The sequence below is a fragment of the Flavobacterium soyae genome, assembly GCF_045348165.1.
GTDB lineage: Bacteria > Bacteroidota > Bacteroidia > Flavobacteriales > Flavobacteriaceae > Flavobacterium > Flavobacterium soyae.
This window is the reverse complement of record NZ_CP150845.1, coordinates 969,479-996,066: the sequence shown is the minus strand read 5'-3', so window position 1 is coordinate 996,066 and position 26,588 is coordinate 969,479. Positions and strand designations below refer to the sequence as shown.

General features: G+C 35.3%; 19 protein-coding genes. 15 read left to right on the top strand and 4 right to left on the bottom strand.

Annotated features, from left to right (window positions below):
- Positions 1 to 127: 127 nt before the first annotated feature.
- From AABD74_RS04455 to AABD74_RS04435, 5 genes are all read left to right on the top strand, one after another.
- On the top strand, positions 128 to 2,389 hold the full coding sequence (locus AABD74_RS04455; protein WP_406844797.1) for a TonB-dependent receptor domain-containing protein: 2,262 nt from the start codon (positions 128 to 130) through the stop codon (positions 2,387 to 2,389).
- A gap of 210 nt (positions 2,390 to 2,599) precedes the next feature.
- Positions 2,600 to 3,064, top strand: coding sequence for a thioredoxin fold domain-containing protein (locus AABD74_RS04450; RefSeq protein ID WP_232679906.1), 465 nt, complete (start codon positions 2,600 to 2,602; stop codon positions 3,062 to 3,064).
- A gap of 18 nt (positions 3,065 to 3,082) precedes the next feature.
- Positions 3,083 to 4,264: a lycopene cyclase family protein gene (locus tag AABD74_RS04445; protein WP_406844796.1), complete on the top strand. Its 1,182-nt coding sequence runs from the start codon at positions 3,083 to 3,085 to the stop codon at positions 4,262 to 4,264.
- A 334-nt stretch (positions 4,265 to 4,598) separates the two neighbouring features.
- Positions 4,599 to 5,027, top strand: a complete 429-nt coding sequence (locus AABD74_RS04440) for a helix-turn-helix transcriptional regulator (RefSeq protein ID WP_232679910.1) — start codon at positions 4,599 to 4,601, stop codon at positions 5,025 to 5,027.
- 176 nt (positions 5,028 to 5,203) lie between these two features.
- The gene (locus AABD74_RS04435) at positions 5,204 to 5,614 is read left to right on the top strand and encodes a BrxA/BrxB family bacilliredoxin (protein ID WP_406844795.1); all 411 of its coding nucleotides are present in this window, start codon (positions 5,204 to 5,206) and stop codon (positions 5,612 to 5,614) included.
- Positions 5,615 to 6,028: 414 nt separating this feature from the next.
- On the opposite strand, the gene AABD74_RS04430 is transcribed toward AABD74_RS04435, so the two are convergent.
- The 3 genes from AABD74_RS04430 to AABD74_RS04420 are packed head-to-tail and all read right to left on the bottom strand — an operon-like array spanning position 6,029 to position 11,694.
- On the bottom strand, positions 6,029 to 7,393 hold the full coding sequence (locus tag AABD74_RS04430; RefSeq protein ID WP_406844794.1) for an efflux transporter outer membrane subunit: 1,365 nt from the start codon (positions 7,391 to 7,393) through the stop codon (positions 6,029 to 6,031).
- The gene (locus AABD74_RS04425; protein ID WP_406844793.1) at positions 7,390 to 10,536 is read right to left on the bottom strand and encodes an efflux RND transporter permease subunit; all 3,147 of its coding nucleotides are present in this window, start codon (positions 10,534 to 10,536) and stop codon (positions 7,390 to 7,392) included. Before AABD74_RS04425 ends, AABD74_RS04430 begins: the two co-directional genes overlap by 4 nt.
- Positions 10,537 to 10,539: 3 nt before the next feature.
- Entirely contained in the window at positions 10,540 to 11,694 is a 1,155-nt protein-coding gene (locus AABD74_RS04420; protein ID WP_232679916.1) for an efflux RND transporter periplasmic adaptor subunit, read from the bottom strand.
- Between the two features lie 280 nt (positions 11,695 to 11,974).
- On the opposite strand from AABD74_RS04420, the gene AABD74_RS04415 reads away from it, so the two are divergent.
- The 3 genes from AABD74_RS04415 (at position 11,975) to AABD74_RS04405 (ending at position 14,988) form a co-directional block, all read left to right on the top strand.
- A complete protein-coding gene (locus AABD74_RS04415; protein ID WP_406844792.1) occupies positions 11,975 to 13,333 on the top strand; it encodes a rhodanese-related sulfurtransferase in 1,359 nt (452 codons plus the stop codon).
- A 183-nt stretch (positions 13,334 to 13,516) separates the two neighbouring features.
- Positions 13,517 to 14,758: a peptidase U32 family protein gene (locus AABD74_RS04410; RefSeq protein WP_406844791.1), complete on the top strand. Its 1,242-nt coding sequence runs from the start codon at positions 13,517 to 13,519 to the stop codon at positions 14,756 to 14,758.
- Entirely contained in the window at positions 14,758 to 14,988 is a 231-nt protein-coding gene (locus tag AABD74_RS04405; protein ID WP_042563582.1) for a ferredoxin, read from the top strand. Before AABD74_RS04410 ends, AABD74_RS04405 begins: the two co-directional genes overlap by 1 nt.
- A gap of 116 nt (positions 14,989 to 15,104) precedes the next feature.
- Here AABD74_RS04405 and AABD74_RS04400 read toward each other — a convergent pair whose 3' ends face one another.
- Positions 15,105 to 15,917, bottom strand: a complete 813-nt coding sequence (locus tag AABD74_RS04400; RefSeq protein ID WP_232679923.1) for a hypothetical protein — start codon at positions 15,915 to 15,917, stop codon at positions 15,105 to 15,107.
- 313 nt (positions 15,918 to 16,230) lie between these two features.
- Here AABD74_RS04400 and AABD74_RS04395 point away from each other — a divergent pair, with 313 nt between their 5' ends.
- The 7 genes from AABD74_RS04395 (at position 16,231) to AABD74_RS04365 (ending at position 26,377) form a co-directional block, all read left to right on the top strand.
- Positions 16,231 to 17,604 (top strand): stage 0 sporulation family protein, encoded by a 1,374-nt coding sequence (locus AABD74_RS04395; protein WP_406844790.1) that lies wholly within the window; start codon positions 16,231 to 16,233, stop codon positions 17,602 to 17,604.
- Positions 17,588 to 18,067 (top strand): gliding motility lipoprotein GldH, encoded by a 480-nt coding sequence (locus AABD74_RS04390; protein ID WP_232679928.1) that lies wholly within the window; start codon positions 17,588 to 17,590, stop codon positions 18,065 to 18,067. Before AABD74_RS04395 ends, AABD74_RS04390 begins: the two co-directional genes overlap by 17 nt.
- A gap of 10 nt (positions 18,068 to 18,077) precedes the next feature.
- Complete coding sequence (locus tag AABD74_RS04385; protein ID WP_232679930.1) at positions 18,078 to 20,384, top strand: penicillin-binding protein 1A; 2,307 nt, start codon at positions 18,078 to 18,080, stop codon at positions 20,382 to 20,384.
- A 653-nt stretch (positions 20,385 to 21,037) separates the two neighbouring features.
- Positions 21,038 to 21,739 (top strand): CoA transferase subunit A, encoded by a 702-nt coding sequence (locus AABD74_RS04380; RefSeq protein ID WP_406844789.1) that lies wholly within the window; start codon positions 21,038 to 21,040, stop codon positions 21,737 to 21,739.
- 83 nt (positions 21,740 to 21,822) lie between these two features.
- A complete protein-coding gene (locus tag AABD74_RS04375; protein ID WP_232679934.1) occupies positions 21,823 to 22,479 on the top strand; it encodes a CoA transferase subunit B in 657 nt (218 codons plus the stop codon).
- A gap of 359 nt (positions 22,480 to 22,838) precedes the next feature.
- Complete coding sequence (locus AABD74_RS04370; RefSeq protein WP_406844788.1) at positions 22,839 to 23,276, top strand: hypothetical protein; 438 nt, start codon at positions 22,839 to 22,841, stop codon at positions 23,274 to 23,276.
- Between the two features lie 326 nt (positions 23,277 to 23,602).
- On the top strand, positions 23,603 to 26,377 hold the full coding sequence (locus AABD74_RS04365; RefSeq protein ID WP_406844787.1) for a M4 family metallopeptidase: 2,775 nt from the start codon (positions 23,603 to 23,605) through the stop codon (positions 26,375 to 26,377).
- Positions 26,378 to 26,588: the final 211 nt, after the last annotated feature.

Genomic DNA, 26,588 nt, shown 5'->3' with positions numbered 1-26,588 from the left:
TCTATGTTTCTATGTGTTAAAATAGAAATATAACATATTGACATAAATAAAGTTATAAATTTCTAAATTTAAAGTAAATATTTGTCAAATTTAATTTTTAGTTTTGTCTAAAATTAATTTTACCACGATGAAAAATTCAATTTGGATATTGATATTATTTAACTTACATTTTTCTTTTGCTCAGGAAACCTCGAAAATATCTGGTTTTATAACTGGCAACGGACAAAAATTACAAGCCGCAAATGTTCAACTATTGGGAACAAAACAAAAAACAGTTTCAGATAGTTTAGGTTACTATGTTTTTGAAAATGTTGCTATTGAAGATGGAAAAATTCAAGCAGCCTCGACAGGATTTAAACCCGTGACCCAAAGATTTTCAATTACAAAAGGACAAAATCTCAATCTTGATATTGATTTAGAAGACAATGAAAACCAGCTTAACGAAGTAGTAATTTCGGGAACTTTAAAACCGGTGAAACGTTTAGAAAGTGCCGTTCCGGTTGAGGTTTATTCTCCGGTTTTTTTCAAAAAAAATCCAACGCCTAGTATTTATGATGCGCTTCAAAATATAAACGGTGTTCGACCGCAGCTTAATTGCGGTGTTTGTAATACGGGTGATATTCATATTAATGGACTCGAAGGTCCTTATACATTAGTTTTGATTGATGGAATGCCAATTGTAAGCAGTCTTTCAACGGTTTATGGTTTATCTGGAATTCCGAATTCTTTGGTGGAAAGAATAGAAATCGTAAAAGGCCCTGCTTCGTCTCTTTACGGGAGTGAGGCTGTTGGGGGATTGATCAATATTATCACCAAAAACCCAACAAATGCCCCAATGTTTTCTGCGGATTATTTTACAACTACTTATTTTGAAAATAATCTTGATTTGGGAATGAAATTTAATGTCGGCAAAAAAGCGACTTCTCTTTTAGGGATTAATTATTTCAATTATGATCTGGTCGTTGATAAAGACAACGATAATTTTACAGATGTTACGCTTTCTGACCGTATTTCGGTTTTTAATAAATGGAGTTTTCAGCGAAATAATAATCGGCTGTTTACGATTGCTGCACGCGGAATGTATGAAGACCGCTGGGGCGGCGATGTTCGATGGGAGAAGAAATATCGCGGCGGAGATGAAATTTACGGCGAAAGTATTTATACCAAAAGAGGAGAATTAATAGGAAGTTACCAATTGCCGTTTGAAGAAAAACTGATGCTTTCTTTTTCTGGAAATGTGCATTATCAAGACAGCCGATACGGAACAACATCGTTTATTGCGAATCAAAAAATAGGCTTCCTGCAATTGACTTGGGATAAAAAGATTGGACGTAATGATTTACTTGCCGGAATTGCGAATCGATACTCATATTATGACGATAATACTCCGGCAACAAAAGATGCTGAAAGTACCTGGTTACCGGGAATTTTTGTTCAGGATGAAATTACATTTTCACCAAAGAGCCAGGTTTTGCTGGGAGCGCGCTACGATTATAATTCGATTCACGGTTCGATTTTTACCCCAAGATTTGCATATCGCTTTAAAGCAAACGATAATACGATTTTCAGATTAAATGCCGGAACTGGATTTCGCGTTGTGAATTTATTTACCGAAGATCACGCTGCACTTACGGGCTCACGGGAAGTTGTAATTAAAAATGATTTGAAACCCGAACAATCTGTAAATGTAAACTTGAATTATATTCAGAAAATAAACCTTAATAACGGAACTTTTATCGGAATTGAAACGACGGCTTTTTATACTCGTTTCAGCAATAAAATTATTTCAGATTATGAAACAGATCCTAATAAAATCATTTATGATAATATTGATGGCTATGCTATCAGTCAGGGAATCAGCACAAATGTAGATGTTAATTTTACTAATGGTTTAAAGTTTATTCTGGGTGCTACGGTTTTAGACAATAAAAATGTTCAGGACGGAATTTCTGAAAGGCCTTTTCTAACGGAAAATTTCACAGGAACCTGGAGTGTATCTTATAAAATAGAGCCATGGAATTTACTATTGGATTATACCGGAAATGTTTACAGCCCGATGAAACTGCCTTTGTTGAATGAATACGATCCGAGAAATCCTAATTCGCCTTGGTACAGTATTCAGAATATTCAATTTACCTATGCAGGCTGGAAGAATTTCGAACTTTACGGCGGAATCAAAAATTTGCTGAACTTTACTCCAAAACAGAATAATCCGTTTTTGATTTCGAGAACAAATGATCCTTTTGATAAAAATGTACAATATGATTCGGCTGGAAAAGTCATGGTTACGCCAGATAATCCATACGGATTAACTTTTGACACAACGTATGTTTATGGGCAAAATCAGACTATTCGCGGGTTTATAGGATTACGATATACTTTGAGGTAAATTTATGAACCGCAGATTATATAAAAATATAAATTGAAATAATGCAATTCATAATTAAACTGGACTGAAGTCCAGCTCTACAATATAGTTCGTTCCGTTGGAACTTAAAGAGCCATAGGCTCGATTCATATTGTAGAGCTGGACTTCAGTCCAGTTTAATGATACGAAAGATATATAATCTGTGAAATCTGCGGGCCAAAAAACAACAACATGAAAAAGCTATTTATAATATTCCTCTTCTTCGGAATAACTTCAACAGGATTCGGCCAATTAAAAAGCAGAACTTTTGAGGAAGTAGATAGTTTACTGCAAATTCAAAAACAAAAAATCATCGTTTTTATTCATACCGATTGGTGTCAGTTTTGCCAGCGAATGAAAACTACGACGTTTAAAAATCAGGAAATTATCGAAAAACTAAACACAGATTTCTATTTCATTGATTTTAATGCCGAAGAAAAACGAGATATTACTTTTAATAATCAGGTGTTTAAATATAAACCTACTGGAAATAATGTGGGCGTTCATGAACTGGCTTTGCAGCTTGGAACCATCAATAATCAAATTGTATATCCGGTTTTGTGTGTTCTCAATGAAAAAAACGAAATAATACTACAGTACAACAACTATTTAAGCCCAAAGGATTTTAAACTTCTTTTAGAAAAACTGAAAGAATAAATTTTCTTATTTTTGAGAATGAATTCTTCGCAAATTAAACACTACGATTACATTTTTACCGGAACAGGCCTTGCGTCTTTAATGACTATTTATAAAATGGTTTTGTCTGGAAAACTCAGTGACAAATCTATTTTGCTTTTAGATCAGGATTCGAAGAAAATAAACGACAGAACCTGGTGTTTTTGGGAAAAAGAAAATTCAGTATGGAGTTCTGTTATTTCTAAAAAATGGGATTTGGCTTTATTTGCCAATGAAGGCTTTAAACGTAATTTGATGTTGAAGCCTTATCAATACAATAAAATTAGAGGAATTGATTTTTATAATTTTGTTTTTGAAGAAATTTCAAAACATTCGAATATTACTTTTCTAAACGAAAAAATAACTGATATCAACGAACTCGAAACTCATGTTTTTGTTGGTACTGTAGAAAATAGATATACCAGTAATTATTTATTCAACAGCATTTATACTAAGGCTTTCGCCGAAGGTCAAAACAAATATCCCGTTTTGCAGCAGCATTTTTTAGGCTGGTTTATAAAAACTGAAAATGAAGCTTTTAATCCGGATGAAGTTGTTTTCATGGATTTTTCGGTGGAACAAAAAGGCAATACAAGATTTATGTATGTTCTGCCTGTTTCTACAACAGAAGCTTTGGTAGAATATACTTTGTTTTCAGAAAAGCTGCTTACGGAAGAAGAATACGAAAATGAAATTCAGAAGTATTTAAAAAAACTGGGAATTCGGCATTATGAAATTATAGAAAAGGAGCAGGGAAGTATCCCGATGACGTGTTATCCATTTTGGAAGAAAAACACCAAAAGAGTTTTAAACATTGGAACTGCCGGCGGATGGACAAAAGCAAGTACAGGTTATACTTTTAAAAACTCAGATAAAAAATCTTCAGAATTAATAAAATTTCTTTGTGATAATACTTCTCCCAAAACTTCGGGATTGCTCAATATGAAATCGTTTCATAAAAAAAGCCGTTTCTGGTTTTATGATTTGCTGCTTTTAGAGATTCTGTATCGTCACAATGAATCAGGAAGTTCTATTTTTTCTTCTTTGTTCAAAAAAGGAAAACCAAAATTGATTTTCAAATTTTTAGATGAAGAAACAAGTTTGTTTGAAGATTTTCAAGTGATTTTAAAATGTCCGAAAAGACCTTTTATAAAAGCATTGTTCCGAATTTTATTCAGATAAAAATGTTTGGGCGAAGAATCTGCCTAAAGCTGTAAAACCTGAGTGCTGTTTCCTTCTTAAATTTTTTTATCGCAAAAAGTAGTGGATACTTTGAAAACCGTAATCTGAATCATGATTTGATTACATAAAAAATACCTTATTTTTTTATTTTAATAACTTTTTGAAGCGATTCAAAAGGTATGATGCCATTAATTTTGTATTTGAAAAATAACACGAAATCCATTCACAAATAACCTGTAAAAAACGGACAAAAAAGAATGAACAAAAAGCTATGAAAAATAACTTAGGCTTGATATGATCGGTTATTTACGATAACAAATTAATTGGTAGGAATATGGGAACTGCGAAACGTTTAAAATTTGATATAGAAACAGAGGCGATTGGGAAGATTTGCAAAGCACTTGGTCATCCTGCAAGAATTCAAATTATGACTCTTTTATGGAGAAAAGATAATAGAACCTGTGGCGAAATTGTTGACTTAATTCCGTTGGCACAATCAACAATATCCAAGCACTTGCTGGAATTAAAAAAAGCAAGTCTGGTAAATATAAAAAACGAAGGAAAAAAAACAATTTACTCTATAGAAGTCGATAAAATACAAATACTGAAAAAGTATTTGACCAATTATCTTTCAACCATCGAAATTGCGGAACAAAATAAATCGACTGTTTTAACAACCAGACATAAGAGAGGCAAAAACAGTCATTTGAAACAATACAATTATCAATTCCCTGATAAAAAAATAAAACAAGTAGCTGTTTAATAGTCTTACATACTGCAATGGACAAAATAGGGAAGACCTTAGAAGGTTCTAAGATATTCTGTGCGATTTAAAATTTAATATCGAACTATAACAAAACTTTATACTTCAAATTAAGTAGTTGCGAGTAAACTTTGTAACTTTGCAGTTCAGAAGTAAAAATTTAAAAGAACAAGAATATGTATCCACTAGAAATGGTAAAACCAATGGAAGCTGAATTAACAGCTGTCGGGTTTCAAGATTTACATAGTGCCGAAGCTGTTGAGAATGCTATCAAAGCCGAAGGTACCACTTTAGTTGTTGTAAACTCTGTTTGCGGATGCGCTGCAAGAAATGCACGTCCGGGAGCAAAAATGAGTTTAGAAGGGGCTAAAAAACCAGATCACCTTATTACAGTTTTTGCTGGTGTTGACAAAGAAGCAGTTGATGCCGCAAGACAGCATATGTTTCCTTTTCCTCCTTCATCGCCATCTATGGCTTTGTTCAAAAACGGAGAATTGGTTCACATGTTAGAACGTCACCACATCGAAGGCCGCCCAGCTGAATTAATTGCTGAGAACCTGCAAGATGCGTTTAATGAATTCTGTTAATTTTTAAGTTACTAAGGCTCTGAGATGCTAAGATTGTAAGATTTTAGGTTCAAAGAGGCAGAGGTACAGAGGTACAAAGATTAAAAAGAGGGCTGTTTCAAAATTGAAACAGCCCTCTTTTCATTTTATATATTTCCTTGTTCCGCAGGAACATTTTATCAGTAGAAAATTATATTGTTATCATTATTTTACGTTCCGTAGGAACGTTTGGTTTTGATATCATTTTTTTATAATCTAACAAGATCAAACGTTCCTACGGAACGCAAATGTGGGTGATTCCTGTTTTTTTTCTACCGATGAAACATTCCTACGGAATGATAACCTGATATAAAAAAGAAAAAGATAAACTTCTATTAGAAATGTTGAGAAACCTTAGAATCTTAGCATCTCAGAACCTTAGCAACTTTAAAAAAATCAATTCCATCCTCCGCCCAATGCTTTATACAACTGAACCATTGAACTTAATTGTTTTTGGGTTAATTGCGAAAGACTTAATTGCGCTTCAAACAAAGATCTTTGAGCGTCCAGAACTTCCAGATATGAAACATAACCATTGTAATATCTTGCGTTTGAAAGATCATAGTTTTTTTGTGCGGCTACAACCTGTCGGTTTCGGGCAGTCCATTCTTCTTTGAACATTGCCACGTTTTGAAGGGAATTTTCTACTTCAGAAATGGCCGTTAAATATGTTTTCTGGAAATTGAATTTTGCTTCTTCGGCCAATTGGCGGTTTACATCAACGCGGCGTTTGTTTTTTCCGAAGTTGAAAATTGGACCCGTAACTCCTCCGCCAACATTTTGCATATAAGAACCATCGTTAAATAAATCACCTACCATAACGCTGGTAAAACCTGCAACGGCAGCAATATTAAAAGACGGATAACGCAATGCCTGCGCAACACCAATTCTTTCATAAGCTGCTTTGTATAAATATTCCTGACGTTTTACATCGGGCCTGTTTTCTAATAAAGCCGATGGAACTGAAGTAGGGAAAGTCGTTAAAATCAATAATTCGCTATTCGTTTTCCCACGCTGAATGGGCTGCGGAACTTGCCCTACCAAAATAGAAATTGAATTTTCCAGAGCCGTAATCTGTCTTTTGATTAACGGAATATTCGCTTCGGCAATCGCGACTTGCTGTTCAATTTGAACTTTATCCAATTCAGCAACATAACCGCTTATAAAACGTTCGTTAATAATGTCGTACGCCTTTTGTCTGGTTTCCAAAGTATGTGTCGTAATCTCCAATTGATTGTCGAAATCACGCAATTCAAAGTAAGAAATGGCAATAGTGCTGACAATATTCGACAGAATCACTTTTCGGGCTTCATCGGTGGCCAAAAGTTCATTTTGCAAAGCTTTGTTCTGATGACGGTATTTTCCCCAAAAATCCAGTTCCCAAGACATATTTGCTAAAGCCGATGATGGCTGCATAATGGTTTCGGCACTATTTACCTGACCCGAATATTGAAAAGCAGGAAACAAATCAGCTTTTGCGATTCCGAGATTAGCTTTTGCCTGTTCTAAACGCGCCAAAGCAATTTTAAGATCATAATTGTTTTGAATTCCTTTTTCTATCAGGCCAATCAAGACATCATCGTTAAATATCGATGACCATTTTATGGCTGTAACAGATTTTGTTGTGTCTCTGGATTGATCGCCAAAACGGAAAGTATCTGCCTGAGGTTGTTCGGGTTTAACATATTTTGGTCCAACCATGCATCCGTAAGGAAAAACAACCATCAAAAATAACACTGAAAGTATTTTTAGATTTTTCATTTTTCTTCCTCTTTAGGTTCATCGATTTTCTCAGATTTTTTCTTTCCGAATGTTTCAATAAATACAAATAACACCGGAATCAAACAAACACCTAAAACGGTGGCGACCAGCATTCCGCTAAAAACCGTCATTCCCATTACTTTTCTGGCTTGAGCTCCCGCTCCACTTGCGGTTAACAACGGAACAACTCCCAAGATAAAAGCAAAGGCCGTCATTAAAATCGGTCTAAAACGTAATTTAGCAGCGTACAATGCGGCTTCTTTAACCGGCATTCCTTTTTCATATTCTTCTTTGGCAAATTCTACGATCAAAATAGCATTTTTGGCCGCGAGACCAATCAGCATTACAAGACCAATTTGAGCAAAAACATTATTTACATAATCGGGACTTAATAATCGACAGAGATATAAGCCGAGGAAAGCACCAAAAACAGCAAAAGGAGTTCCGAGTAAAACGCTGAAAGGTAATTTCCAGCTTTCGTATTGTGCAGCAAGAATTAGAAACACGAAAAACAACGCCATGATAAAAACCGTATTTCCTTTTCCTTCGGCTTGTTTTTCCTGATAACTCATATTTGCCCATTCATAACCCATTCCGGCCGGGAGAACTTTCGCAGCGGTTTCCTGTAATGCAGTCATGGCTTCCGCCGAAGTAAATCCGGGAGCGGGCGTTCCTCCAATTTCGGCCGCACGATACAAGTTAAAACGAGTTGTAAATTCTGGCCCGCTTTCTTTGCGAATTGCAGCAATACTCGTAATAGGAATCATTTTATTATCCCGACTTCGGACAAAGATTTTATTAATGTCTTCGGGATTTACAGTAAAACTTGGATCTGCCTGAAGCAAAACAATATACTGTCGCCCAAATTTATTGAATTCATTTATGTATTGTCCGCCCAAACTGGCACCAATGGCAAGATTGACATCGGATAAAGAAAGGTTTAGTTCTGATACTTTTTCCCGATCAATATCAAGGCTAATTTGCGGAACATTTGGGTTGAAGGTCGTTCGAATGGTTCCTATTTCGGGTCGTTTTTTTGCTTCGGCCATAAATTGCTGTGCATTCTGGAAAAGATACTGCGGAGTATTTCCTTCTTTATCCTGAAGCATCATCGAGAATCCGGCAGCGTTTCCAATTCCGGTAATCGGCGGAGGCCCAAAAGCAAAAACAGTAGCTTCGGGTATTCCGAAAACCACTTTTCCGTTGACTTCTTTCAAAATTTGAAAAACATCTTGTTCGCGTTCTTTCCATTCTTTTAAGGCAACGAAGAAAAATCCGTTATTGGTTGCCACCGAGTTTTTAATTAAACTAAAACCAGCAACCGAAGTATAATATTCAACACCTTGATTTTTAGATAAAATGTGTTCTACTTTTTGAATGACTTTACTGGTTCTTTCTAAAGAAGAAGCACCGGGAAGTTCAATATTGACAAACATATAACCTTGGTCTTCTTCGGGAACAAATCCACCCGGAATTTTTCCTCCCAAAAGAATAATAGCCCCAACTACAATTCCGATAAAAATTAAACTTCGGGCTGTTTTTTTAATTAAATATCCTGAAAATCCCGTGTATTTATTGGTAAAAGCACCAAACTTAACATTAAACCATTTGAAGAATTTTCCGAGCCAGCCTTTCGTTTCCTGATTGGGTTTTAGCAAAAGAGAACATAAAGCCGGACTTAAAGTCAAAGCACTTAATGCAGAGAAAATCACTGAAATAGCAATTGTAATCGCAAATTGCTGATACAATCTTCCGGTAATTCCAGGGGTTAAAGCAACTGGAATAAAAACGGCTGTTAATACAATCGCAATTGCAATTACCGGCCCCGAAACTTCGCGCATGGCTTGGTTTGTGGCTTCCCGAGGCGACATTCCCTGCTCAATGTGATGCATTACGGCTTCAACAACCACAATGGCATCGTCGACGACAATCCCAATGGCGAGTACTAATCCTAACAGGGAAAGTACATTTATAGAAAATCCGAGTAACGGGAAAAGCATAAATACCCCAATCAAAGAAACAGGAACGGTTAAAAGCGGGATTAAGGTCGCACGCCAGTTTTGCAGGAATATAAAAACTACCAGAATTACCAGAATAATGGCTTCGACCAAAGTATGCATGATTTCGTTGATTCCTTCTGAAATGGCTAAAGTCGTGTCTAAAGAAACGGCATATTTTAAATCCTGAGGAAATCTTTTGCTGAGCTGTTCAATTGTATTTTTTACATTTTCGGCAACTTCAAGAGCGTTGGAACCCGGCATTTGTTTGATTCCGATAGTTCCTGCGGGATTCCCGTTGAGTTTGGCAACTGATGCATAACTTTCGGTTCCGAGTGTTACGGTTCCAACATCCTTCAATCGAACCTGCTGATTGCTGATGTTTGATTTTAAAATGATGTTTTCAAAATCTTCGGGATTTACCAAACGATCTTTCAGCATTACGTTATAGGTGAATTCATTGTTTTGGGTTGCGGGCGGCGCTCCAAATTTTCCTCCGGGCGCAATGGCATTTTGTTCTTGGATTGATCGTATAATATCGGGAACCGTTAAGTTGTATTTGGCCATGATATCGGGCTTGACCCAGATTCGCATGGCATAATTACTTCCTCCGTAAAGGGTAACTTCTCCAACACCTTTGATACGGGCGAGTGCATCTACAATGTTGATGCTCGCATAATTGGTCAAAAAGTTGTTGTCGAAAGTTTTGTTTGGAGAATATAAAGATAAAATCAACATGGGCATTGATAATGACTTTTTGGTTGTAACTCCGGTTGTTTTTACATCATTTGGGAGTTTGTTGGTGGCTTCGGCAACTCTGTTTTGGGTTAACATTGTGGCATTGTCCAGATCTGTTCCCATATCAAAAGTGATCGAAAGGGTCATACTTCCGTCACCTGTATTGGTCGACTGCATGTAAAGCATATTTTCAACACCATTTACTTTTTGTTCGATGGGTGTTGCAACGGCTTGTTCAACATTTAGTGCGTTGGCTCCACGGTAGCTTGTAGAAACCTGGACTAATGGCGGCGCAATTTCAGGATATTGTGCAATGGGTGTTGACAGGATCGAAAGTCCTCCAATAAGAACAATAAATATGGAAAGTACGATAGCAACGATTGGTCGTCTTACAAAGAAATTATCCATAGTTTAATTGTTTAGAGATGATGCAATTTGCTTTTTATCTTTATCGGCTACGTAAGGAACCGGGACAACAGTTGATCCAGGCTGAATAAACTGATTGCCGATAATGGCGACTTTTTCGTTGGGCTTTAAACCTTTAGTAATAATCCAGTCGACACCAATTTTCTGTCCAACTTCGACCATTCGGGTTTGAATGGTGTTTTTATCGTCAATAATAGAAACCTGAAAAAGCCCTTGAATTTCGGTTACAGCTTTTTGAGGAACCACAATGGCATCTTTTTGAGTTCGAAGTAAAACGCGAACTTTAGCAAATTGTCCGGATCGTAAAGTTCCGTCCGGGTTGGGAAATTGTGCCTCAATGGTTACGGTTCCTGTTGTTGGGTCTATTTTGGTGTCGGAAAAATTGAGACTTCCTTTGTATGGATGTGTACTTCCGTCAGAAAGTATTAATGCAAGATCCGTAATTCGCTCTCCGTCTTTGACTTGTTTTTGATATTGCAAGTAATTGGATTCACTAACTGTAAACTGAACTCTGACTTTTTCTAGTTTTGAAACGGTATTTAATTTAGAATCGTTTCCAATTTTGGTAATATAGTCTCCTAATCTGGCATTTGAAAGACCAATAACGCCGTCGATTGGGGATTGAATATTGCAGTAACTTCTTTCTATCTGCTGATTTCGTAAACTTGCCTGAATGCTGTTTAAGTTAGATTTTGCTGCTTTGTCTTTGGCTACAGCCGCATCTAATTCTCTTTTACTAACGGCATTCATATCTGCAAGCGGCCGAATTCTTTTTAATTCTTCTTCGGCATTTACAACATTGCTTTGTGCTGCAGCTACCTGGCCGCGCACTTGTTCCACTTTTGTATCGTATTCCAGCGGATCAATGGTGTATAATAATTGTCCCTTTTTAACTCGTTGACCTTCTTTAAAATGAATTCCGGTTAAAATTCCATCAACTCTGGCGATTAATTCAATGTCTAAATCTCCAAAAGTCTGTCCGGCAAAATCTTTATAGATGGGGACATCTTCACTTTTAACAGTTACGAACGGTGCCTGCATGGGAGGCGGGGCTTTCTTTTCTTCTTTTTTGCAAGAGCTGAAGATGGTTAAAAATAAAAGAATTGGGAAGAGTGGTTTGGGTAGTTTTAAAGCATTCATAATCATAAATGTTAAAATTGTGCTTTATAAATGTAAGAAATATTTTGTAACGTATTGATAAACAATGTTTGTTTTTTAGCAACGGAATAAATCTGTAAAGCAAAATAATGGGATTTAGAATCTGTAAGAAAAAATGAAATGAACTTATATTACCTATATGGTTCAAAACTGGTGCTTTTTAATTGTTTTAAAATTGCAAAGAAAAGCCTACCTTTGCGCCCGAATTCGCTCAGAAAAATAGAATTCGATTATATATTCTTAACTTAAAACTGTTTATAGCATGCAACTGTATAACACTTTGAGCGCAGAAGAAAGAGCTGTCATGATCGATGATGCAGGTAAACAACGTCTTACGTTGTCTTTCTATGCGTATGCCAAAATTGAAGATCCCAAAAAATTTCGCGATGATTTATTCCTAGCCTGGAACGCACTTGATGCTTTAGGCCGAATTTATGTTGCCAATGAAGGAATAAATGCTCAAATGAGTATTCCTGCCGAAAATTTGGAGGCTTTTAGAGCAACTCTTGAAGTTTATGATTTCATGAAAGGCATTCGTTTAAATGAAGCTGTAGAACATGATGATCATTCCTTTTTAAAATTAACTATTAAAGTGCGTCATAAAATCGTTGCCGACGGTTTGAACGATGATACTTTTGATGTAACAAATATTGGCGTTCACTTGAAAGCCAAAGAATTCAACGAGATTTTAGATGATCCGAATACGATTGTTGTTGATTTTAGAAATCACTACGAAAGTGAAGTGGGACATTTTAAGAATGCGATTACTCCAGATGTTGAAACTTTTAGAGAAAGTTTACCAATAATTAACGAACAGCTTCAAAACCATAAAGAAGATAAAAATCTGGTAATGTATTGTACCGGAGGGATTCGCTGCGAGAAAGCAAGTGCTTATTTTAAACACCAAGGCTTTAAAAATGTGTTTCAATTAGAGGGTGGAATTATCAATTACGCCAAACAGCTTAAAGAAGAAGGTTTAGAAAGCAAATTCATTGGTAAAAACTTTGTATTCGATAATCGTCTTGGTGAAAGAATTACCGATGATATTATTTCACAATGCCACCAATGCGGAAAACCTTGCGATAATCATACAAACTGCGAAAATGACGGCTGTCACTTATTGTTTATTCAATGTGATGAATGTAAAGCCACAATGGAAAACTGCTGTTCTACAGAATGTTTGGAGATTATCCATATGCCTTTGGTTGATCAGGTTCGTTTAAGAACCGGAAAACAAGTTGGAAACAAAGTTTTTAGAAAAGGAAAATCTGAAAATCTAAAATTCAAACATTCAGGCGAATTGCCGAATTCTGCTTTGGCAGCAGCCGAGAAACCAGTTGATATTCGTCAGAAAGTAAAAGTAAAGAAAGTACTTCTTGGAAAAGCAGAACATTATTACGTTAAAGCTCAAGTGGGGCAGTTTACTATTGAAAACCAAGAGTTAAACAGCGGTGATAAAATCTTAATTTCCGGTCCAACTACTGGTAATCAGGAATTGGTTTTAGAAAAACTAATTGTTAACGGAGTCGAAACTACAACTGCTAAAATTGGTGATAAGGTTACTTTTGAGGTTCCTTTCAGAATTAGATTGTCTGATAAAATATACAAGATTTTAGATTGAATTTAATATGAGTGTTGCGGCATTTACGTTAAATTTTGATAATATAGAACAAAGCCCACGGTTTCAATCGTGGGCTTTTTTAATGATATACTGCGAATAATTTTTAAAATTAGACTATGATAAAAATCATAGGAATCTCATCTATACCCACATTATTTTTGTCATTTGAATAATAAATCAAAAATGACAGATACCAACAAAATCGAACTCATGTCTCCAGCCGGAGATTTTGAGTCACTACAGGCTGCACTAGATAATGGTGCAGATTCTATTTACTTTGGAGTTGAACAGCTTAATATGCGTGCACGTTCAACGGTGAATTTTACCATTGAGGATTTGAAAGAAATTGCGAATAGATGTGAGGCAAAAAAGGTTCGAAGCTATCTTACTTTAAACACGATTATTTACGATCACGATTTATCAGTTGTAAAAACATTATTGAATAAAACCAAAGAAGCCAATATTACGGCTGTAATTGCATCTGATCAGGCTGTAATTGCTATGGCACGATCAATTGGAATGGAAGTTCACATTTCAACCCAGCTGAATATAACGAATATAGAAACTATAAAATTCTACAGTTTATTTGCCGATACTATGGTTTTAAGCCGGGAATTAAGCTTACGTCAAGTAAAGAATATTGCGGCTCAAATTGAGAAAGAACAGATAAAAGGCCCAAACGGGAATTTAGTTGAAATAGAAATTTTTGGTCATGGAGCTTTATGCATGGCGGTTTCGGGAAAATGTTATTTGAGTTTGCACTCGCATAATTCATCTGCTAATCGCGGTGCGTGCAAACAAAACTGCCGAAAAAAATATACGGTTATCGATCAGGAAACTGGTTTTGAAATTGAATTGGATAACGAATACATGATGTCGCCAAAAGATTTATGTACGCTTGATTTCTTAGATCAGGTTATCGATTCGGGAATTCAGGTTTTAAAAATCGAAGGCCGCGGCCGTGCTCCAGAATATGTGGCAACCGTTATCAAAACGTATCGCGAAGCTATCGATGCATATTATAATGGCACATTTTCAAAAGAAAAAACCGCAGTTTGGATGCAGACTTTAGAAACCGTTTACAATCGTGGATTCTGGTCAGGATATTATTTGGGCCAGGAATTAGGAGAATGGAGTGATATTCCGGGATCTGCAGCAACGCAGAAAAAAGTTTATGTTGGAAAAGGAACGCACTATTTCCCAAAAGCCAATGTTGGCCAATTTAAAATTGAAGCTTATGACATCAAAATTGGAGATAAAATTTTGGTAACAGGACCAAGTACAGGCGCTCAGGAAATGATTATCGACAAAATGTTTGTAAACGATTTTGAAGCAGAAAAAGCAACAAAAGGTGACGATTGTACTTTTAAGCTTCCGTTTAGAATTAGAATGTCGGACAAATTATATAAAATCGTTGAGGCATAATGGTTATTGTTACTTTACAAAGAGATAAATGTATTGGTTGTAATTACTGTGTTGAGATGGATCCGGTTCATTTTCAAATGTCAAAAAAAGACGGAAAATCAGTTTTGATTCATTCTGTAAATGCAAAAGGATTTTTTACTTTAAAATCGCCTAATCATACAATTGTAGAAAGTTGTGAATTGGCAGCTAAGGCTTGCCCGGTAAAGATTATCACCGTTAAAGAGACTTAGAAAATAATATTACATAAAAAAAGAAAACCCATATTTCACTATTTTAAAATATGGGTTTTTAATATTTATTTCAACCAATCCTTTCATTTCTTTTTCGGATTGTTTGAACGGTGTGATTATTCTATAGTTGCAGAAGATTTAATCTGAATGTAATCGTGTTTATTTTCGACCTCTTTGTCTAGAAAAATAATATAATTGCTAAAATAGTTAGACAAATCCCGATCATTTATTATTTGCTGCTCTGCATTGTAAAATCGTGTTGAATGTATAAAACTTTCTAAATCAAGTGCCTTTTTAGATTTAAATTTGGGCCTGGTTTGCTCGTCAAATTCTTCAAAGAAAAATGTACCAGTCTTAGACTTGCCGCTGTCTTTTAATAAATACTTTTTTGGAGTAGTAGAAGGCTGGGTTTCATAGATGTATTTATTATCTAATTTAAAAAAAAGCGTATCCTTTCTTCTATTCTCAATAATTCTTGAATCTTTCTGTATAGGATAGTAAGAGATATATTCTAAACTTTTAGCTTGTATTAGTTCATTATTGCCAACGAAAAAAATCACGTATTTGTCTGTTAAAGAATCTTTTAGTTTCCACTTATCTACTATTTTATTAGAGTTTCCGTCATGATAAAACTTTCTGTTTTCAATATAATCTTTTATGGAGACTATGTTTTTGGGTTTGATGTCTTTTGTTGAAACAGAATCAGTATTAAAAAAAATATAACCATCTGTATTAGTCTGTCTAAACTGCATTTTTTCAAACGCCAGTTTCCTGTTGTAATTTTCATTCGACAGCTTTAATTCGATCGAAGGAGATAAGGTGTAATATTTATCAATACTAAAAAATAATGTATCTTTCTTATTGTCATTGACTTGAGCAGTCAAACTAACGAAAGGAAGTAATATTATAAATAAAAGAAATGTTTTCATGTTTAAAAAATCAATAATTATTGTCTTGGCCATAATACAATTTTGACAAGCGTACAAAGTTATTCCTAAATTTTTATTGGAGGAAGTATAACGTTTTAAAATTTATAAAATTGTAAGTTAAAGATTTCAAAATAAAACAATCAAAGTACGATTGATAATTCGATTACAATATTTTTGCTTAATAATCAGGTGTTTAGTCATTTAACATCCCTTTAGAACTAATCTGTAAATAGCCAAATAAAAAAAATACTATCTTTACCGATCAAACGTTTATGAACTTAAGCTGTGTTTTAGCAGCACTACATATATAATTATGGCATGTACAAGTTGTTCAACCTCAGATGGCGGCGCACCAAAAGGTTGTAAAAATAATGGGACTTGCGGCACCGACAGCTGCAATAAATTGACGGTTTTTGACTGGCTTTCTAACATGAGTCCGTCTAATGGAGAGGCGATTTTTGATTGTGTTGAGGTTCGTTTTAAAAACGGACGTAAGGAATTCTTTAGAAATTCAGAAAAATTAACTTTAAGTATTGGTGATATTGTAGCAACTGTTGCTTCACCGGGACATGATATTGGAATTGTTACTTTGACAGGAGAATTGGTCAAAATTCAAATGAAGAAAAAAGGAGTAAATCCTGATAGTAACGAGATTCCAAAAATTTACAGAAAAGCATCTCAAAAAGATATTGACATTTGGTCTGTAGCGCGTGATCGCGAAGAACCAATGAAAGTTCGCGCCCGCGAATTGGCGATTCAGCATAAACTAGAAATGAAAATTTCAGATATTGAATTCCAGGGAGACGGATCAAAAGCAACTTTTTACTACACTGCAAATGACAGAGTCGATTTTAGACTTTTAATTAAAGATTTTGCAAAAGAATTCAGCACCAGAGTTGAGATGAAACAAGTAGGTTTCCGTCAGGAAGCAGCTCGTCTGGGCGGAATTGGTTCCTGTGGCCGTGAACTTTGCTGTTCTACCTGGCTTACTGATTTTAGAAGTGTCAATACATCGGCAGCGCGTTATCAGCAATTATCACTAAATCCGCAAAAATTAGCCGGGCAATGTGGTAAACTAAAATGCTGTTTGAACTATGAGTTAGATACTTATATGGATGCATTGAAGGATTTTCCGGATTACGATACTAAATTGGTAACCGAAAAAGGAGATGCTGTCTGCCAGAAACAAGATATTTTTAAAGGATTAATGTGGTTTGCATACACTAATAATTTTGCCAACTGGCACGTTTTAAAAATTGATCAGGTAAAAGAAATTATAGCCGAAAATAAGCAAAAAAATAAAGTTTCTTCTTTAGAAGATTTTGCAATCGAAGTTACCTTAGAGCCTGAAAAAGACTTTAATAACGCAATGGGTCAGGAAAGTTTAACCCGTTTCGATCAGCCTAAAAGAAAGAAAAAACCAAACCGTAAACGCAAAAATACTGAAAACGCAGTTGCTGCAGCATCTGAAAAACCAAAACAGGCAAGTAATAATAACAATAATAAACCTGCTGGAGGAAATCCAAATCAGCAGCAGAATAAACAAAACAACCCAAATAAACCAAATCATAAGAACAAGCAGAATCCGAATAAAAACAACAATTCGAACAAGCCAAATTCAAATGAAAATAAACCAGCTGAACCTAGAAAACCTATAATTATCACAAAAAATGAGAATAAAAAATAGCGGGATTCTTCTTTTGGCAGCGATACTTCTTTTTTCGTGCGATAAAAAAAGAGTATTCGACGAGTACAAGTCTGTTGGAAGTGCCTGGCACAAAGACAGCGTTGTAACCTTTGACCTGCCCGTTTTAGATTCTACCAAAAAGTACAATTTGTTTGTAAATTTGAGAGATAACAACAATTATCCTTTCAATAATTTATTTTTAATTGTGGCTATGGAAACGCCAAGCGGTTTTACAAAAGTTGATACTTTAGAGTACCAAATGGCAAATCCGGACGGAACATTAATGGGAAATGGTTTTTCTGATATTAAAGAAAGTAAACTATATTACAAAGAAAATGTGAAGTTTAAAGGGAAGTACAAAGTTCATATCAAACAAGCTGTTAGAGAATCAGGTAAAATTCCTGGAGTCGAGACTTTAGAAGGTATTACAGACGTAGGTTTTAGAATAGAACAAAAAGATTAGAAAAATAGTTATGGCTGCTAAAAAAAACAATCAAACCAATACCGTAAAGGATATTAATTACTACAAAAAAAAATTCTGGAGAATTTTTGCCTATTCGCTTTTAGGCGTTCTGGCTTTCTTCTTATTTGCCTCTTGGGGATTTTTCGGTTCAATGCCTTCTTTTGAAGACTTAGAAAACCCAGATTCTAATTTGGCTACCGAAATTATTTCTTCAGATGGAGTTGTAATTGGTAAATATTTCAAAACTAACAGATCGCAGCTTAAATACTCCGATTTACCAAAAAGCTTAGTTGAAGCTTTAGTTGCTACAGAAGATGCTCGTTTTTACGAACATTCAGGAATTGACGGACGTGGAACTCTAAGAGCCGTTTCTAGTTTAGGAACAAACGGTGGAGCGAGTACATTAACGCAGCAGCTTGCAAAACAATTATTTCATGGCGAAGGTTCGAAGTTTCTTCCTTTTAGAATTGTACAAAAAATAAAAGAATGGATTATTGCCATTCGTTTGGAAAGACAATATACCAAGAATGAAATCCTTGCTATGTACTGCAACGTTTACGACTTTGGGAATTATTCTGTTGGAGTAAGTTCTGCAGCACAGACTTATTTCTCAAAAGATCCAAAAGATTTAACAATGGACGAATCAGCTATTTTGGTTGGAATGTTCAAAAACTCAGGATTATACAATCCGGTTAGAAATCCTGAAGGAGTTAAGAATCGTCGTAATGTTGTGCTTTCGCAGATGGCAAAAGCAAAAATGATTACTGAGGCTGAAAAAGAAAGATTACAGGCTTTACCAATCGCGTTGAAATTCAAATTAGAAAGCCACCGTGAAGGAACGGCAACTTATTTTAGAGAATATCTTCGTGATTACATGAAAAAATGGGTTACTGAAAATAAAAAACCAGACGGATCTGATTATGATATTTACAAAGATGGTTTAAGAATTTACACTACCATCGATTCAAGAATGCAGCAATATGCAGAAGAAGCAGTTTCTGAGCATATGAAAAATTTGCAGCAGCAGTTTTTTATTGAAATGAAAAACAATAAAAATGCACCTTTCGTAAATATTACACAAGCAGAGACAGACAGAATCATGATGCAGGCAATGAAAAATTCTGTTCGCTGGGCGCAAATGAAAGAAATGGATAAAAGCGAAGATGATATTATTGCTTCTTTCAAAGTAAAAACAAGAATGCGTGTGTTTACCTGGAAAGGAGAACGGGATACAATTATGACACCGCTTGATTCTATTCGTTATTACAAACATTTCCTGCAGTCAGGATTAATGGCAATGGAACCTCAAACAGGAAATATTAAAGCCTGGGTTGGAGGAATCAATTACAAATATTTCCAATACGATCACGTAGGTCAGGGAGCAAGACAAGTAGGTTCTACATTCAAACCTTTTGTTTATGCAACGGCGATTGAAGAATTAAATATGTCTCCTTGCGACTCTATTCTTGACGGACCATTTATGATTCATAAAGGACGCCACCACGTAACAGAAGACTGGGAACCAAGAAACTCTGATAACAGATACCGCGGAATGGTAACTTTAAAACAAGGTTTGGCAAACTCGATCAATACAGTTTCTGCAAAATTGATTGACAGAACTGGTCCTGAAGCCGTTGTAGATTTGACTAGAAAATTAGGTGTAAAAACTGAAATTCCGGTACAGCCTTCAATCGCATTAGGAGCTGTAGATATTACCGTTGAAGATATGGTTGCAGCTTACAGCACATTTGCAAATCAGGGAGTTTATGTAAAACCTCAGTTTTTAAGCCGAATTGAAAACAAAAGCGGCGAGGTTATTTACGAGCCAATTCCAGAATCTCACGACGTTTTAAATAAAGATATTGCCTTTGCAGTAATCAAATTATTAGAAGGTGTAACAGAAACCGGTTCTGGAGCACGTTTACGTACGCAGGGCGGAGGAAGTGGAGATAACCGCTGGACAGGATATCCATATATGTTCAAAAACCCAATTGCTGGTAAAACAGGAACAACACAAAACCAGTCAGACGGTTGGTTTATGGGAATGGTTCCAAACTTAGTAACCGGAGTTTGGGTAGGATGTGAAGACCGTTCAGCACGTTTCAAAAGCTTAACCTACGGACAAGGTGCAACTGCAGCGTTACCAGTTTGGGCTTATTTCATGAAACTTTGTTATAAAGATGAAAACCTTCAAATCTCAAAATCAGAATTTGAACGTCCGGCAAATCTTTCTATAAAAGTAGATTGTTACCAAAGACCAGCTGTTGTAAAAGATACAACAGAAACAGAGCAAAATACAGACGAATTTGAACTATAGTTTAAGTTTGGTTTTTTAAATAATAAATTCTCTTGTGATCTTCTAAGTATGGAAGAATACAAGAGGATTTTTTTTGGAATACAATTTTTTTTGAGACGTCGTTATAAAACATGTTGCTTAACTCCGTTAGGAGTTAAATATCGGTAGCTGGCAGTAATGAAGATTTCGAAGGTGTCCCGTAGGGACTACATCTTTTCAGATTCCTGATAAACTTCACGTATAGTCCCTTCGGGCAATGTCATTAAGTTTAGAAAAAATCTATAACGCTATGGCGAATAAATCTCTCGCAAAGACGCCAAGTCGTAAAGGTTTTGTCATTTCGACCGAAGGGAGAAATCACACTAGAAACTCCTCATGCATAATCGCCAATCTTTGTCGAGTCTCGAGTGCGATTTCTCCCTTCGGTCGAAATGACAATATTACGTTAAGGCTTTGAGAAATTAATTTTATTCTCTAAAAGCTTAACTTAATGACATTGCCCTTCGGGACAAAAAACACTACGACCAATAAATTTTCTACCGATGTTTAATCTCTACGAGATGTCTTTATATACAGCTAAAATAAAATTCATCAAAATGATTACGAAATCGATATAATTAAATCTAAAAATCTTATTTTTATCAAAAATATTACAGTAATAAAGACCATTTGTTATGATAACAAAAAAAGTTAATAATGTTCAGGATGCTATTGCAGGAATTGAAACCGGAATGACAGTTATGTTTGGCGGATTTGGTTTATGTGGAATTCCCGAAAATACAATTGCAGCATTAGTAAACACTCAAATTTCAGATTTAACTTGTATTTCAAACAATGCAGGTGTAGACGATTTTGGTTTAGGACTGCTTTTGCAGAAGAAACAAATCAAAAAAATGATTTCATCTTATGTAGGTGAAAATGCAGAATTCGAACGTCAGATGCTTTCGGGCGAACTTGAAGTTGAGTTGACTCCACAGGGAACTTTGGCAGAAAGATGCCGCGCCGCTCAAGCCGGAATACCTGCCTTTTTTACTCCAGCCGGTTACGGAACTGAAGTTGCAGAAGGAAAAGAAGTCCGCGAATTCAATGGTAAAATGCATATTATGGAAGAAGCCTTCAAAGCGGACTTTGCTATTGTAAAAGCATGGAAAGGCGATGAAGCCGGAAACCTAATTTTTAAAGGAACAGCAAGAAACTTTAATGCTTGTATGGCTGGTGCCGGAAAAATTACCATTGCCGAAGTTGAAGAACTGGTTCCTGTTGGGACTTTAGATCCAAATCAAATTCATATTCCGGGAATTATGGTACAGCGTATCTTTCAGGGAGAAAAATTTGAAAAGAGAATCGAACAGCGCACCGTAAGAGTAAAGAATTAGATAATCAGAAAATGTGATAATTAGATAATTATTTAGATTACGCAAAGTACATTATCTAATTTCCAAATTGACACATTAAAAGTATGGCACTTAGTAAAGAAGATATAGCGAAGAGAATCGCGAAAGAAGTTAAAGACCGATATTTTGTAAACCTTGGAATTGGAATTCCAACTTTGGTTGCAAATTATGTCAGAGAAGATATTGCTGTTGAATTTCAAAGTGAAAACGGAGTTCTGGGAATGGGACCTTTTCCTTTTGAAGGCGAAGAGGATGCGGATATTATTAATGCAGGAAAACAGACTATTACAACATTGCCGGGAGCCAGTTTTTTTGATTCGGCGTTTAGTTTTGGAATGATCCGCAGCCAGAAAGTAGATTTAACTATTTTAGGCGCAATGGAAGTTTCTGAAAACGGAGATATTGCCAATTGGAAAATTCCGGGAAAAATGGTAAAAGGAATGGGAGGCGCAATGGATTTAGTAGCTTCCGCCGAAAATATAATTGTTGCGATGATGCATGTGAACAAGGCAGGAGAATCTAAAATCTTAAAAAAATGTACTTTGCCATTAACTGGCGTAGGATGCGTCAAAAAGATTGTAACAGAACTTGCAGTTATCGAAGTAACAGAAAAAGGTTTTAAGCTCTTAGAACGAGCGCCAGGTATTTCAGTTGAGCATATTGTTGCTTCAACCGAAGCAGATTTGATAATTGAAGGCGAAATTCCCGAAATGGATATCTGATTTTAATCTTTCAACTAATTTATTAAAGTTGCTAGTTTAATAATTCAATAAATAAATCGGCTCTAAAAAAGTTTAATCCCTATGGGATATTTTTTCTGGCAGATTTTATTATTCTGCTGCCAATATTTAACTCCTAACGGAGTAACAAAAAAATATCTCGGAGAGATTACATATTGGTAGAAATCAGTTTATTCATGTCAATTTTTGTCCCGTAGGGACTACACTTTATTAACTAGCAACTTGAATTAATTTATATAAAAGAGAATCTTTCATAATGAAGATTCTCTTTTTTTATAATTTTAGACCCAATAACAAGTAATCTTTTATTTAGATTTGCTGTGAACTAAAAACACGCACATTTGGAAAAGTTTGAAATAGATATTAAATGGGGAAGCTATTTTTTTATAGCAAATTTGACCATTTGGATTATAATAGTATTATTAATGTGTTTAATTAATATTTACAGTTTAGTATATTTATCAGACTTTCTTATACCGCTTTTTATCGTTCAACTGATTTATTTTACTGTTAAAGCTATCAGAGAAAACAATAAATATCATTTAAATAAAGGTTTTCGAAAGATTTTTATATTTGTCAGGCTTTTGGTTTTCTATTACTTATTGGCTATGTTTTCAAATACAACAACAAATGAGTTGAGTAGTTCTACTTTCTTCTTATTTCTTCCTTATAGAAAAAAGGATATTTCTGAATTAGTTGAAGATGATTCAAATAGAGATGATGAAATTACATTGAAAGAGTTTATCATTAGATTAAAAAGAAAGTTTTCCAGAGCATAATCAATTTGTACATATTAAGAATAAAAAAACCGCCTTTTGGGCGGTTTTTTTATTTCTATTTTGACCAATTTGAAGCCTTTTGTCTGTATTTCAGTACATTAAAAATAATTGATATATTAATTTTCGCACATATTTGTTGATAAATTCTTATGCTTTGTTATATAAAAGTTAAATTTACGTAAAAAATGTTGCATTTTATCGATTAACGGCAAATTTTACCGATTATCTAACAAAATTGAGATACTTTTATTTGAAATTTAAGTATTTACTTACTTTAATTGATTTTCGAAAATTATTTTAACCAAACCTAAAAACCCCCACTTATTATGAAAAAAAAATTACCAAAAATTATTGTGACCACAATTGTTCTTAGTTTTTCTTTTTCTGCCTTTGCACAAGTTCAAAAAGATGACAAACGCGTCGAGCAGAAAAGTGTTTCAGAAAACGGACAGCCAAATTTAATTACGTTTAATGAGCTTTCGAATTACAAAAGTTCTGAATCACAAAAAGTTTTCAAAGAACAATTAGGTTTAAAAGATTCTCAATCCTTTACAAAAATTAAAACAGAATCTGATAAACAAGGTTATACACATGAGAAATTTCAACTGTATGAACAAGGAATTAAAGTAGAATTTGCCAATTATACTTTACATTCAAAAGATGGAAAATTAGTTTCGATGAACGGTGAGTATTACAACATCGAAAATGCGAAACTCTCTCCTTCACTTTCTGCACAAGATGCTTTTAATAAAGCATTGGGTTATACCCGCGCAGCAGAATACCTTTGGGACAAACCACAAGACGCTCGCGAACTGGGTTATGAAAAACCAAAAGGAGAACTGGTTTTACTTCCGGATATGGAACAGCAAGGTCAAAAAAGAGGAAGCGACAAAGTTCGTTTAGCCTACAAATTTGATATCTATGCAACAAAACCATTAAGCCGTGGAGATCTTTACATTGATGCTGAAACTGGAAAAGCATTGTTTTATAATGCCACTATAAAACACTTGAACGACAATGTTCACGGAAGTAAGGTTTCAAATTCTGCTAAAAATGAAACTGCATCAAAAATGGCATTTGTTGCAGCAAATGCAGCAACACGATACAGCGGAACGCAGACAATACAAACTACTTTAAGCGGTTCATCTTATATTTTGCTAGATGGGACTCGCGGAACAGGGATTCAAACTTATAATTCTGCCAGAACTGCTACTTATCCAACAACAAACTTTACAGATGCTGATAATAACTGGACAGCAGCCGAATATAATAACACCAACAAAGACAATGGAGCACTCGATGCACATTGGGGAGCTGAAATGACTTATGATTATTGGTCATCTGTTCATGGAAGAAACAGTTTTGACAATGCCGGTGCAAAAATTAAAAGTTATGTTCATTATAATTTAATTGCAGCCGGATATTCAAGCAATAATAATGCATTCTGGAACGGAAGCGTAATGACTTACGGAGATGGAAGCGGTACAGGTGGATTTGATATTTTAACTTCACTTGATGTTGCCGGACATGAAATTGGTCATGCCGTATGTACTTATACAGCAAACTTAGCATACCAAAAAGAGTCTGGTGCCATGAACGAAGCTTTCTCTGATATCTGGGCGGCTTGTATTGAATATCATTCAGCACCAACAAAATCAATCTGGCTGGTGGGTGAAGATATTGAAAGAAGAAGCGGACACATTGCTTTACGTTCTATGAGTGATCCAAATGCAGAAGGACAGCCGGATACTTACGGAGGAACGAATTGGGTAAATGTAAACTGTACGCCAACTAGTAGTAACGATCAATGCGGAGTACACACAAACTCAGGTGTTTTAAATCACTGGTTTTATATCTTATCAGTAGGTAAATCAGGAACAAATGATCTTGGAAATGCTTATAATGTAACTGGAATCACTATCGATAAAGCTGAAAAAATTGCTTTTCGTTTAGAAGATTTTTACTTAGGAGCAAACTCAACTTATGCTAATGCAAGAACTTACGGAATACAGTCGGCTATTGATTTATACGGAGCTGGTTCTGCAGAAGTTATTGCAACTACAAATGCTTTTTATGCTATAGGTGTTGGTGCCGCATATTCCGGCTCTACTGATACAACTGCACCATCTGCGCCAACTGGTTTAGCAGCTTCTGGAACTACAGGGACAACTACAAATTTAACATGGACAGCTTCTACAGATAATGTTGCGGTTACAGGTTATGATATTTACCAAGGGACAACACTTAAAGGTTCTTCGACTACAACTTCATATACTGTAACTGGATTAACGGCTTTAACAGCTTATACTTTTAGTGTAAAAGCTAAAGATGCGGCCGGAAACATTTCAACTGCCAGTAATACAGTAAACGTAACAACAACTGCAGCTTCTGTAACATATTGTTCTTCTCAAGGAAACAGTGCAGCCGACGAAAGAATTGGTAAAGTTGTTTTTGGAACTATTAATAATACTTCAACAGGAACAACTGGTTATGAAAACTATACTGCTATTTCTACAAATGCAGCAAGAGGAACTGCTTATACTATTACAATAACGCCAAGCTGGACATCGACAATTTATAACGAAGGTTATGGAGTATTCATCGATTATAACCAAGACGGAGATTTTTCAGATTCTGGAGAAACAGTGTGGACTAAAACTGCATCAAAAACGACTCCGGTAACAGGAACAATTACAATTCCTGCTACAGCTGCTTTAGGAACAACAAGATTAAGAATTTCTATGAAATACAATGGGGTTCCAACATCTTGTGAAGGCTTCTCTTATGGACAAGTTGAAGATTACTCTATAAACATTACAGCTTCTGGAGCAGTTGCTGCAGAAGAAATTGCTGCAGGATTAATTGAAACTACTGAAGCATCTGGACTTACAGTATATCCTAATCCGGTTGAAAGCCAATTAAACGTTTCACTTTCAGAAGAAAAAGGTTATTCATATAAAATCTTAAATACATTAGGGCAACAGCTTGGTTCAGGACAAGTTGCAGGTTCAATAGATGTAAGTAAGTTAAGCACAGGAATTTATCTTATCGAATTAAATAACGGTGATAAGAAAATCGTGAAGAAATTTGCTAAAAAATAAAAATCCGAATTAGTAGATAAGAAGCCTCGCAGTTTGCGGGGCTTTTTTCTTTTTTTAACCGAAAAGTTCGCAGAGATTTTTAACGCAAAGGGCGCTAAGGTTTTTAGCAAAGTCCGCGGGGCTTTTTTAATCTCGAAAAGCCGCAGTCCAGAAGCTTCGGGAGCAAAGTTTAATATTTAAAATTCAATGGCGTCCAGCTTTAGCTGGATGT

Excerpts from the sequence above, each read along its gene's own strand:
- AABD74_RS04455 (WP_406844797.1), top strand. The coding sequence starts at position 128 with ATGAAAAATTCAATTTGGATATTGATATTATTTAACTTACATTTTTCT.
- AABD74_RS04450 (WP_232679906.1), top strand. The coding sequence starts at position 2,600 with ATGAAAAAGCTATTTATAATATTCCTCTTCTTCGGAATAACTTCAACA.
- AABD74_RS04445 (WP_406844796.1), top strand. The coding sequence starts at position 3,083 with ATGAATTCTTCGCAAATTAAACACTACGATTACATTTTTACCGGAACA.
- AABD74_RS04440 (WP_232679910.1), top strand. The coding sequence starts at position 4,599 with ATGGGAACTGCGAAACGTTTAAAATTTGATATAGAAACAGAGGCGATT.
- AABD74_RS04435 (WP_406844795.1), top strand. The coding sequence starts at position 5,204 with ATGTATCCACTAGAAATGGTAAAACCAATGGAAGCTGAATTAACAGCT.
- AABD74_RS04430 (WP_406844794.1), bottom strand. The coding sequence starts at position 7,393 with ATGAAAAATCTAAAAATACTTTCAGTGTTATTTTTGATGGTTGTTTTT.
- AABD74_RS04425 (WP_406844793.1), bottom strand. The coding sequence starts at position 10,536 with ATGGATAATTTCTTTGTAAGACGACCAATCGTTGCTATCGTACTTTCC.
- AABD74_RS04420 (WP_232679916.1), bottom strand. The coding sequence starts at position 11,694 with ATGAATGCTTTAAAACTACCCAAACCACTCTTCCCAATTCTTTTATTT.
- AABD74_RS04415 (WP_406844792.1), top strand. The coding sequence starts at position 11,975 with ATGCAACTGTATAACACTTTGAGCGCAGAAGAAAGAGCTGTCATGATC.
- AABD74_RS04410 (WP_406844791.1), top strand. The coding sequence starts at position 13,517 with ATGACAGATACCAACAAAATCGAACTCATGTCTCCAGCCGGAGATTTT.
- AABD74_RS04405 (WP_042563582.1), top strand. The coding sequence starts at position 14,758 with ATGGTTATTGTTACTTTACAAAGAGATAAATGTATTGGTTGTAATTAC.
- AABD74_RS04400 (WP_232679923.1), bottom strand. The coding sequence starts at position 15,917 with ATGAAAACATTTCTTTTATTTATAATATTACTTCCTTTCGTTAGTTTG.
- AABD74_RS04395 (WP_406844790.1), top strand. The coding sequence starts at position 16,231 with ATGGCATGTACAAGTTGTTCAACCTCAGATGGCGGCGCACCAAAAGGT.
- AABD74_RS04390 (WP_232679928.1), top strand. The coding sequence starts at position 17,588 with ATGAGAATAAAAAATAGCGGGATTCTTCTTTTGGCAGCGATACTTCTT.
- AABD74_RS04385 (WP_232679930.1), top strand. The coding sequence starts at position 18,078 with ATGGCTGCTAAAAAAAACAATCAAACCAATACCGTAAAGGATATTAAT.
- AABD74_RS04380 (WP_406844789.1), top strand. The coding sequence starts at position 21,038 with ATGATAACAAAAAAAGTTAATAATGTTCAGGATGCTATTGCAGGAATT.
- AABD74_RS04375 (WP_232679934.1), top strand. The coding sequence starts at position 21,823 with ATGGCACTTAGTAAAGAAGATATAGCGAAGAGAATCGCGAAAGAAGTT.
- AABD74_RS04365 (WP_406844787.1), top strand. The coding sequence starts at position 23,603 with ATGAAAAAAAAATTACCAAAAATTATTGTGACCACAATTGTTCTTAGT.